Below are 10,459 nucleotides of genomic sequence, written 5' to 3'. Positions count from 1 at the left end.
TTAAAGATGAGAACACAACACAAACTATCGTTGCATAGAGAGACACTTAAACATAGGAATAAAAAAAGAGCCAAGGTGACTGCGTCACCTGGCTCCTCGGTCCACCAACATCAAAAATTCATGAACCCACATAAGCTATCCAGTAGTTTTATTAATTAATTATTCATTGAGTAACTCTTCGTATAAATTAATATAGTCTTGAGCTGGGCCTTTCCAACTAAAGTCACTCTTCATTGCTTGCTCTACTAGCTGGTTCCAAGTTTCTTGATCATTGCGGTAGATATGTAGGGCTAAATTAATTACATCCATCATCGTTTGAGCATTAAATGGCGAGAAGCTGAACCCAGTCCCTTCACCAGTGAATTGATTATATGCCTGAACAGTATCTACAAGGCCACCAGTTTCGTGAACGATTGGTAAAGTCCCATATCTCATGGCCATCATCTGTGATAAACCACAAGGTTCAAACGCACTTGGCATTAAGAACATATCCGAACTCGCATAAATCATTTGAGCTAGCTCGACATCAAACATAATGCAAGAACGCATCTTATCGCGGTAAACTTCTTCAAAATATCTAAACGAGTTTTCAAATTGCTCTTCACCCGTACCGAGTAAGACGACTTGAACATCTTGTTGAAGCAAGTCATTTAATTTTTCTTCAATTAACTGAAAGCCTTTTTGGTCTGTTAAACGACTTACCATTCCAATGATTGGCACATCCGGGTTCTCTGGTAAACCTAAGCGTCGTTGAAGTTCAAGTTTATTCTTAGCTTTCCCTGACAAGTCTTCAATTGAAAAATGATGTGGAATAAGTGGATCAGTTTCTGGATTATTTGAATCATAGTCGATACCATTAATAATCCCACGTAATTTCCAGCGATTATGACGAATGACATCGTCTAATCCTTCACCAAATTCAGGTGTCGTAATTTCATTCGCATAAGTTGGGCTAACTGTCGTTACACGGTCAGAGAAATTAATCCCACCTTTTAAGTAATTTACTAAATCATGGTATTTAACACCGTCATCCGTAAAAGTATTAAAACTTGTCCCAAAGACATTCGTTAGTATATTTGGTTCATAAATTCCTTGGAAGCGAATATTATGAATCGTCAGCACTTTACGAATTGACTTCAAGGTATCCTTCCAATGATATCTATCCACTAGCATGGCTGGTATCATAGCGGTTTGCCAATCATTACAGTGAATAATATCTGGAATGAAGTCTACTACTTCCATCATTTCTATAATAGCAGTTGAGAAGTAAGCAAAGCGCTCGCCATCATCCCACTCACCGTATAAATCGGGTCGATCAAAATAACTTAAATTATCTATAAAGTAGTACATGACATTATCATGTTTCAATGTTTTGATTCCACAGTATACGTTTTTGTTTCCTAATTGAAAACGGAAATGAGAATGCTCCTCTAATTGGCTTTTGTATTTTTCTGGCATCTTTGTGTAATTCGGTAATACAACTCGAATATCAACGCCTTGTTTAACTAATTCCTTAGGTAATGCCGAAGCAACATCCCCTAGTCCTCCAGACTTAAAGAATGGTGCTGATTCAGCTGAAGCAAATAAAACCTTCATTTTTACCCTCCTAGTCTGCTAATACGTGTGAATTTTTACCAATAACTTTTATATCATCGGGTGCTCCAATAATTTTAGCACCTGGTTCCACAACCGTATTCTTATCGATGATTGCATAGTCAATTTGAGCACCTTCACCGACTTTTGTTCCCTGTAAAAGGATACTATTAAGTACAGTAGCATCTTTTTCTACAACCACACGACGGTTTAAAACTGAACGTTTAACTGTTCCTGAAATAAATGTATCACTCCCAACAAATGACTCACTTACTTTTGATTCAGGAGCATAGTAAGTGGGTGATCCGTGTTTTGATTTTGTTAAAATTGGAATGCTCGTTTGGAATAATGAAGAAAAAGTTGGGAAACTTAATAAATCCATATTCGCTTTGTAGTATTTATCAATTGTATCAATATTTGAAGCATAACCAGTATATTCAAATCCGTTTAATGAACAAGCTGTCGCATAATGTTGTAATAATTCATTAAGTTCTAGATAAACTTCGTCTTCAGTGGCTTGATCTAAGATACTTAGCATCTTATCAACACTTAAGAAGTACATATTTAAACCAAGATTTACTTTCCCTGTTTGACTTGGTACAACATAGTTTGTGAATTTCTCAATCTCATCGCCATTAAAGACAATACCATGTGCTAACATTTCATCGTCTGAAACTTGGTTCTCATCGAAGTGTTTGTAAACAACAGTTACACCTTTATCGTTTTGGATATGTTGTTGTCTAACTGCAAGAATATCAACGTTAGCAATAATTTTACTTCCGGCAACAAAGACATAATCTGCATTTGATCTCTCTAAAAATAAGCGGTGGTTATAATAAAAATCTTCATGTTCATGAGATTTTGGATGGTTTTTCTTCCAATCTTGGTGTGAGAAAGTAAATATACCTCCACTGACTTCAGATTGTAAATCCCAAGCAGCTCCTGAACGAACGTGGTCATAAATAGAACGACCAGATTCACCAATGAATAATCCGACAGATTCAATCTTAGCATACGCTAAGTCTGAAAGCATAAAGTCAATAATACGGTAACGTCCTGCGAATGGTAATCCAGCGATAGGACGATTGTTTGTTAAGGGTTTTAGTTGAGTTGTATCTTCTGTTAAATTTATAATTGCACAAATATTATTTTTCGCCATCATTCTTTGGGCCTCCTACCTTATCATAAAATCCAACTACAGCAATTTCATCTCTTGTTCCGACAACTTTCGCTCCGTCTGCGATCACTGCACCTTCACCAATGATTGCGTAATCTATCTCACAGTTTTCTCCAATGACAGCGTCAGACATAATGACTGAATTTGATACTGTAGTACCATGAGAAACGGTTACGTCTTGTGAAATAATTGAATCTGACACTTTACCAGCTACATAACTTCCGTCTACAATTAAAACATTCGAAATTTCTGCATCTTCAGTTAAGAACTGAGCACCCGTTACTTTATTTGATGTGTAGACTCTCCAAGAATTTCGCGTTTCATTTAATGGATGATCAGGGTTTAAATATCCCATATTCGCTTCCCATAGACTTTCAATCGTTCCTACATCTTTCCAGTAACCTTCGAATGAATAAGCAAAACAGTTCTCAGCGTTATCTAAATATGTTGGGATAACATCATGACCAAAGTCTTCTAATACACGGTCTTTAGCTGAATCTTTCACTAAATATCTACGAAGTGTTGGCCAGTCAAAGATATAAATTCCCATTGAAGCTAAGTTGCTCTTTGGCTCTGCTGGTTTTTCTTCGAATTCAATAATGCGGTTACTGTGATCTGTATTCATAATTCCGAAACGTGATGCTTCGCTCATATCAACTGGGATAACCCCAACTGTTAAACTTGCATTATTCTCAACGTGGAAATTATACATTTCACTGTAATCCATCTTGTAAATATGGTCTCCTGATAAAATTAAGACGTTGTCAGGATTTAAAGAGTCTATATAACTTATGTTTTGATAAATAGCGTTCGCAGTTCCTTTAAACCACTTTTCGCCATCTGTACTTGAGTAAGGTTGTAGTATGGTTGCTCCACCATCACGACTATTTAAGCCCCAAGAAGCACCTTTTCCAATATGTTCATTTAACTCTAATGGTTGGTATTGCGTAACAACCCCAACGTTTTTAACTCCAGAGTTAGCACAATTACTTAAAGCAAAATCAATAATTCGATACTTTCCACCAAAAGGTACGGCTGGTTTAGCGATATTCTTCGTCAGGACTCCTAATCGAGTTCCTTGTCCACCAGCTAAAATCATTGCTATCATTTCATGTTTCATTTTACAGTTAGAATATTGTTGATCGTTGGCGAGACGGTTTAACTATGTTAACCAATATTCTATCTCCTTTCCTATTTCTTTACGCCTGAAATACGTTTGGGACGGATGTAAAGGACTGAAGTAGCAGGAATAATCGTCTTAATCGAAAACGGTTGGTCATTTGTGTCGATTGCTTCGGTTTTTAAATCTGCTATCGGGTCAACCCACGCACCACCGAATTCTTTCATTTCTGAATTTAATAAAACTTCATAAGTACCCTCGAATGGAACGCCAATGCAAACATCTTCTCTTTGTACAGGAACGAAGTTACAAATAATTATTAAAAAATCATTTGTTTTTTTACTATGTCTAATAAAGGTTAAAACACCTTCGTCATAATTATCTGCATCTAATACCGTCAACCCATCTACGGAATGATCCAATTCATGCAGTGATTTTTCTTTAAGACCTAAATGGTTTAAAGTACTCATGTAGTGTTGATATTCACTATTGTATTCTCTTTCCAAATCAATCCATTCTAATTCGTTATAGTATCGCCACTCTAAATATTGACCAATTTCATTCCCCATGAAATGCAGTACTTTACCAGGTTGAGCCATCATATAACCATGAATTAGTCTCAATGTTGCGAATTGATTGTAGCGGTCTCCTTGAATTTTACCTAACATAGAATTCTTACCATGTACGACTTCATCATGTGAGTATGGTAGGATATAGTTTTCATTTAACTGATACATGAAAACAAAGGTAATCAATGTTAAATTTTTTGGCCGATAGAGTGGATCCATCTCAAAGAATTTCAACGTATCATTCATCCAACCCATGTTCCATTTGAAGTCAAAACCAAGGCCACCTTCCTCGACACTCTTTGTGATGCCGTTCCAATTAGTACTTTCCTCAGCCATCATGATTGCTTGGGGCCATTCTTCATGAACAACGGTGTTTAATTTCTGTAAGAAATCAATACCTTCAAGCTTAATGTTCGTTCCTTCTTCATTTGGAGTCCACGGCCCTTCATCAAAATCTAAGTAAAGCATATTAGATACGGCATCCACTCGAATGCCATCTATGTGAAACTCTTTTAACCAGAATAATGCGTTGGACATTAAGAAGCTTTGAACTTGAGTTCTCCCTAAGTCAAAATTAAGTGTTCCCCAGCCAACATTATTCGCTTTATTCAAATCTTGGTATTCAAACGTTGGTGTACCATCAAAATATGCTAACCCATTTGAATTTCGTGAATAATGTCCTGGAACCCAATCTATAAGAACGCCGATGCCGTTTTGATGAGCGTAATCGACGAATTCTTTTAATTCATCAATCGTTCCATATCGTCCACACACTGCATAAAATCCAGTGATTTGATAACCCCAAGAGGCGTCTAAGGGGTGATCCATTAATGGCATAAACTCGATATGCGTGTAACCCATCTTCTTCACATAAGGTACTAATGTTTCAGCAAGTTCTTGGAAACTATAACTTCTTCCATCTGTATGTTGACGCCAAGAACTAAAATGCACCTCATAAATTTGTAAAGGTTCTTCTAGTATGTTCTTCTCACGCTGTTTTTTAATCCAACTTGAGTCATTCCACTCATAGTCGGGTAAATCCCAAACAATTGACGCATCTTTCGGTGCCGTCTCGTGTCGGTAGGCAAAGGGATCCATCTTATATTCAATATGTCCGACACCGTTATCAATACCATATTTATAATGTTGCCCCTTTAAATCTTCATTAAAGTATATTGACCAAATGCCGCCATCAATATATTCTAATTCCTTCAAATTCCAATTTGTAAAGTCACCTTGAATAAATACTTGTTTCGCGTATGGTGCCCAAACATTAAATCGGTAACCAATCTTATTGCCGTCTTCAACCCGCTGACTTCCTAAAAATTTATAGGCTTGTCTATGGGTTCCTTGATTGAAAAAATAAATATCCTTTTCAAAATTCGAAGCTTTGGCAAGTTCACTATTCATTTAATCCCCTCCTTATTAGCATCTAGTACTATAGTTTTATTATAACATGAAAGCGCTTTTTTCTGTATCATTCTGTTAACTCCCGTAACAATATTTTGTAATAAAATATATTTAACAATGTTCATATTTTCATTATAACCTATATCTCATTTTTATTTAATCAAAAAATGAAAATTTACATTTTCTTAACAATTAAATTCGTTTATGGCACAAAAAAACCACGAAGAATTAATTCTTCGTGGTTTTATTCGAACGGCGAAATTAATATAATTAATCGAAGTCTCTGTTCACAGCAGAGAGCTTGCTATACTCGTCTTCCCGACGTTGATGTTAGTCAGTAGTATATCACCTTGCAATCTACCTGATCGCTTTTCGACTCATCGCATAATACTATTATATAGCATTATCATTTTTTAGCAATTACTTTTTTAACGAATTTAATTAGATTATGATTAAATCAATTTCTTTTTTTTATTTGTACTCATTAATTTAATTTTATCTTGAGTTTTATTTAATTTATATAGTTAAAGTTTTCATAAAAGATTTTAATTCAGCGATGAAATCTGTTTCATAAATACTTTTTTAATTAATTAATTTTCCCTTTATGAAGATAGGAAACTATATCTACCATTCTTTGGCGGTGATGTGCCAGGTTTATTAGATTAAGATTAAAATAAGTGTTGATTTTTAATTTTAATTATTATACACTTACTTTATCAACAAAAAGGAGGCAAAGTATTATGCAAAAATCTAACCCAAATATTCAATCTAACATTCAGCGATGCTTTGCTATCCAAAATATAGCTTTATTATTAGACATGCCTTAGGATTTTAATCATTAATGATTAGAGTCCTATTCTTCGTGAATACGGGCTCATGTCACATGACGAGCCTGAATAACTCAGGCTCGTTTTTTTGTTGACTATTACTAAATAAATGAGGTGGTAAACGTGGATAGCTTATCAGACTTATCAGATTTATCGGACTTATATATGACTTTAAAATACACAATTTACCAAATTAAACTAGGAGGAACTTAAATGTTCAATTCAATTAGAAAAAAACTTACAAAAATTATTGCTACTGCTACCATTGCTACTAGTGCATTCACACCTACCTTTACAGCTTTTGCCCAGGACGAAGATCCAATTAATCTAGGTGTTATTTATGAATTATCCGGTGCCGTAGCAGCATACGGAATTACACAATCCAACGCGATTAAGATGGCGGTTGAAGAAATTAATGAAGATGGCGGAGTGATGGGTCGTCCTTTTAATATCGTTGAGTACGACACTAAATCAGATGATACAGAAGCTGCCATGATTGCGACTCGTTTAGCAACCCAAGATGATGTTGTTGCAATGATTGGTCCTGCGACAACAAGTCAAATGCAAGCAGCAATCCCAGCAGCAAATGAATATCAAATCCCATTAATTTCTCCATCAGTGACTAATAATGATATTACCTTTGATGACGATGGAAATGTTCAGCCCTTCGTATACCGTTCATCATGGCCAAATTCATTCCAGGGTTCTGGGATTGCTAAATTTGGATACGAAAATATGGAAGCAGAAAAGATGGTCGTTCTATATGATAACTCAAGTGATTATGGTTCTGGGCTATATGATAATTTTGTTGAAGGTTATGAAGGAGAGATTGTCCATACTGAAACTTTCACACCGGAGATGAATGACTTTAGTGCGATTATCTCAAACATTGCTGCTCAAGATTTTGATGCAATTACTATACTAGCCTTTTATCAAACTGCTGGTCCAATTGTTAAACAAGCTCGCGAGTTTGGTATCGATGCTCCAATATTAGGTTCTAATGGATTCGGTAATGATATTATTTATGAATTGGCTGGCGCTGAGAATATGAATAACGTCTACTACGCTTCACTTTACCCTATTCAAGATGAAGACGAATTTGTTGAAAAATACCGTGATCAATTTGACTCAGATCCAGATATGTTTGCTGCTCTAGCTTACGACACAATTTATATGCTTAAGAGTGCCATTGAACAAGCAGGTAGTGATGACCCAGTTGCAGTCAATGAAGCGCTTGAAAATCTTGAAGAATTCTCTGGAATTACCGGCGACTTTATCTTTGATGAAAACCATAACCCGACAAAAAATGTTGTAAATATGATTGAAATTCAAAATGCTGAAGAAACTGCAGTTCATGAAGTGGTCTTTGACTAAAAATAGAAGTACCCAAAAAACCGCTACAAGCTTGAATTCAAGCTTGTAGCGGTTTTTTGGTGTCTTGTTATTTGTTAGACATTACTTCTAAACGGTATCCATCTGGATCTGTAATAAAGAAGTATGTAGTTGAATTATCTGATAAAGATTTCATTTCGGTCATTTCATAGCCAGATGCTTTTGCTTTTTCGAAAGTTTCTTCTAAGTTATCAACACCTAAAGCTAAATGACTGAATCCATTACCGATTGTATAAGTTTCTGAATCGTAATTGTAAGTAAGCTCTAATTCAAAATCACTTCCAGGAACCGTTAAGTATGATAAAGTAAATTTATCTTCCGGAAAATCTTTCTCGCGACTCACTTCAAAATCAAATACACCCATATAGAATTCTTTTGATGCTTTTAAATCTTGTACACGAATACAAGCATGTAGTAATGTTTGTGCCATTCCCTCACTCCTCATTTATAATAAATTAAATATATCAGACAAACGAATGACAAACAAATTATTGGCCTTACATATCCATCGTTGAGAATGCAAATGGTACTAAACCTTCCACACTAGTTTCTAAGACTTTACCATCTTTACGCGTTAAGTATACTGGTGTCTCAGGTTCACAAAATTCGACCATCACTTGACGACAAATACTGCAAGGTGGTAGAAATTCATCTGTATCGCCTGAAACCGCAATCGCTTTAATTGTTTTAGGTTGATAGCCTTGACTGATTGCTGTGAAAATTGCGCTACGTTCTGCGCAATTAGTTGCACCAAAGGAAACGTTTTCAATATTTACCCCGGTAAATAATTCTCCATCATTCATTTCGATGGCTGCACCGACTCTAAAATTTGAATAAGGGGAGTACGAATTAGGCTTAATATTTATTGCTTCTTCGACTAATTTATCTATCTTTTCTTGCTTCATACTAACACCATCCTTTTATTTGTAACTATATTATAGCTTATAATCAGCTAAAATAATTATTTTTTTGTAAAAAAAAGTCTTTTAAGTGAGGATGTTACGCCTCACTTAAAAAACTTTATATATGACTAATTTTCAAATTTATTTCTTAATTGGTCCCCATCAAAAAGGTAATCTTTATCTTCTGTTACTAATACTGGGATACCTACTTGATTCGTTTCTTTTTTATCATTAAAGACAGCTTCATTATCCCGAACTGCCAAGAATTCTTTTAGGTTGGAAATCGATTCAGTGATATTCACACTTTTGAAACGAACCTCTAAACGGTTCAACTCATTTAGAAACGATTTGGTGTCTGGACATACATCACTATAATATAAAATATTGTTTTCCATTTTTTCACTCCTATTTGTTACCTAATTTATTTATACGTTACATTCCTCATAATTTCAACTATTTTGATTTGCTCATCATTCAACTTTTAAGTATAATTGGACAGTGAGTGATAAAATTCGATAGAAAAAACTTGAATTCTATTTAATATTTATTGTCATATTAATGGAGGTAACAATGGAAAAAAATGAAAAAAACGATAACCAAAGTTGGTTGCTTCGTTTCGTAAAAGGTATGTTTGTTGGATCAGGCTTTATTGTTCCTGGTGTCAGCGGGGGTGCACTCGCAGCAATCTTCGGTATCTATGAAAGAATCATTAATTTTTTAGCTAATATTACTAAAAACTTTAAAGAAAATGTTCGCTTCTTTTTACCGGTTGGTATTGGGGCGTTGGTAGGTATTGCCATTCTTTCTTGGGGAATCAGTTATTTACTTGGTTCTTTCGAAGTCATTATTACTTGGTTCTTTATTGGTGCTATTGTTGGAACCGCTCCGGCTCTTTGGGCTGAAGCTGGAAAAGAAGGGCGTGATAGAAAAGATTATATAATTATGATCATCGCTTTTGTTTTCGGTATTATTCTACTTGGTTTTGGGAATCAGCTATTCAATGGTGCGGTTCAACCAAGTTTTATTGCTTGGATGGTCTGTGGTGCTTTAATTGCTTTGGGAATCTTAATCCCCGGAATGAGCCCATCAAACTTTATTCTATATATGGGATTATATCAAGCAATGGCAGACGGATTTAAAACTTTTGATTTGGTTATCATTATTCCAATCGGAATTGGTGGTTTAATCACTATTTTATTACTTGCTAGAGTGATTGAGAAGATTTTCAGTACAAATTATAGTGAATTCTTCCACTTTATCGTTGGAATTGTGTTGGCATCAACTTTAATGATTGTACCTCTTGGTTCAAAATACGCTGTCTTTAGCTTTTTAGAATTCTTGATGTGTTTTGTATTATTCACTCTGGGTGCTCTTTTAGGCTGGTGGATGTCACAACTTGAAAATCGTTATAAGTAAACTAATATTTAATAAAGCTCCTCATTTAATCCTGATATTGGGTTAAATGAGGA

9 protein-coding genes are annotated in these 10,459 nt (G+C 35.1%); 2 read left to right on the top strand and 7 right to left on the bottom strand.

What is annotated here, in order from left to right; all coding sequences use genetic code 11:
* Window positions 1-159 precede the first annotated feature (159 nt).
* The 4 genes from glgA to glgB all read right to left on the bottom strand — a co-directional run bounded on the left by glgA (window position 160) and on the right by glgB (window position 5,869).
* A complete protein-coding gene (gene glgA, locus ACEN4N_RS05580; protein ID WP_407093840.1) occupies window positions 160-1,596 on the bottom strand; it encodes a glycogen synthase GlgA in 1,437 nt (478 codons plus the stop codon).
* A gap of 10 nt (window positions 1,597-1,606) precedes the next feature.
* Window positions 1,607-2,755 carry a glucose-1-phosphate adenylyltransferase subunit GlgD gene (gene glgD, locus ACEN4N_RS05575; RefSeq protein ID WP_407089876.1) on the bottom strand — a complete coding sequence of 383 codons (1,149 nt, stop codon included), beginning with the start codon at window positions 2,753-2,755 and terminating at the stop codon, window positions 1,607-1,609.
* Window positions 2,739-3,890 (bottom strand): glucose-1-phosphate adenylyltransferase, encoded by a 1,152-nt coding sequence (locus ACEN4N_RS05570; protein ID WP_138403977.1) that lies wholly within the window; start codon window positions 3,888-3,890, stop codon window positions 2,739-2,741. Before ACEN4N_RS05570 ends, glgD begins: the two co-directional genes overlap by 17 nt.
* A gap of 71 nt (window positions 3,891-3,961) precedes the next feature.
* Window positions 3,962-5,869, bottom strand: a complete 1,908-nt coding sequence (gene glgB, locus ACEN4N_RS05565) for a 1,4-alpha-glucan branching protein GlgB (RefSeq protein WP_407093839.1) — start codon at window positions 5,867-5,869, stop codon at window positions 3,962-3,964.
* Between the two features lie 1,040 nt (window positions 5,870-6,909).
* Between glgB and ACEN4N_RS05560 the strand changes: the two genes are divergently transcribed.
* A complete protein-coding gene (locus ACEN4N_RS05560) occupies window positions 6,910-8,070 on the top strand; it encodes an ABC transporter substrate-binding protein (RefSeq protein ID WP_407089877.1) in 1,161 nt (386 codons plus the stop codon).
* 67 nt (window positions 8,071-8,137) lie between these two features.
* On the opposite strand, the gene ACEN4N_RS05555 is transcribed toward ACEN4N_RS05560, so the two are convergent.
* The 3 genes from ACEN4N_RS05555 to ACEN4N_RS05545 all read right to left on the bottom strand — a co-directional run bounded on the left by ACEN4N_RS05555 (window position 8,138) and on the right by ACEN4N_RS05545 (window position 9,385).
* Window positions 8,138-8,518, bottom strand: coding sequence for a VOC family protein (locus tag ACEN4N_RS05555; protein WP_407089878.1), 381 nt, complete (start codon window positions 8,516-8,518; stop codon window positions 8,138-8,140).
* 67 nt (window positions 8,519-8,585) lie between these two features.
* Complete coding sequence (gene cdd / locus ACEN4N_RS05550) at window positions 8,586-8,993, bottom strand: cytidine deaminase (protein WP_407089879.1); 408 nt, start codon at window positions 8,991-8,993, stop codon at window positions 8,586-8,588.
* Window positions 8,994-9,118: 125 nt separating this feature from the next.
* Window positions 9,119-9,385: a glutaredoxin gene (locus ACEN4N_RS05545; protein ID WP_407089880.1), complete on the bottom strand. Its 267-nt coding sequence runs from the start codon at window positions 9,383-9,385 to the stop codon at window positions 9,119-9,121.
* Window positions 9,386-9,560: 175 nt separating this feature from the next.
* Between ACEN4N_RS05545 and ACEN4N_RS05540 the strand changes: the two genes are divergently transcribed.
* A complete protein-coding gene (locus tag ACEN4N_RS05540; RefSeq protein WP_407089881.1) occupies window positions 9,561-10,406 on the top strand; it encodes a DUF368 domain-containing protein in 846 nt (281 codons plus the stop codon).
* The last annotated feature ends 53 nt before the right edge of the window (window positions 10,407-10,459 follow it).

Origin of the sequence: Ruoffia sp. FAM 20857 (genome assembly GCF_045528645.1) — a bacterium.
Lineage (GTDB): Bacteria > Bacillota > Bacilli > Lactobacillales > Aerococcaceae > Ruoffia > Ruoffia halotolerans.
The sequence above is the reverse complement of the archived record's forward strand: the minus strand, read 5'-3'. Positions and strand labels throughout refer to the sequence as shown.

Excerpts from the sequence above, each read along its gene's own strand:
- cdd (WP_407089879.1), bottom strand. The coding sequence starts at position 8,993 with ATGAAGCAAGAAAAGATAGATAAATTAGTCGAAGAAGCAATAAATATT.
- ACEN4N_RS05570 (WP_138403977.1), bottom strand. The coding sequence starts at position 3,890 with ATGAAACATGAAATGATAGCAATGATTTTAGCTGGTGGACAAGGAACT.
- ACEN4N_RS05560 (WP_407089877.1), top strand. The coding sequence starts at position 6,910 with ATGTTCAATTCAATTAGAAAAAAACTTACAAAAATTATTGCTACTGCT.
- glgB (WP_407093839.1), bottom strand. The coding sequence starts at position 5,869 with ATGAATAGTGAACTTGCCAAAGCTTCGAATTTTGAAAAGGATATTTAT.
- glgD (WP_407089876.1), bottom strand. The coding sequence starts at position 2,755 with ATGATGGCGAAAAATAATATTTGTGCAATTATAAATTTAACAGAAGAT.
- ACEN4N_RS05540 (WP_407089881.1), top strand. The coding sequence starts at position 9,561 with ATGGAAAAAAATGAAAAAAACGATAACCAAAGTTGGTTGCTTCGTTTC.
- glgA (WP_407093840.1), bottom strand. The coding sequence starts at position 1,596 with ATGAAGGTTTTATTTGCTTCAGCTGAATCAGCACCATTCTTTAAGTCT.
- ACEN4N_RS05555 (WP_407089878.1), bottom strand. The coding sequence starts at position 8,518 with ATGGCACAAACATTACTACATGCTTGTATTCGTGTACAAGATTTAAAA.
- ACEN4N_RS05545 (WP_407089880.1), bottom strand. The coding sequence starts at position 9,385 with ATGGAAAACAATATTTTATATTATAGTGATGTATGTCCAGACACCAAA.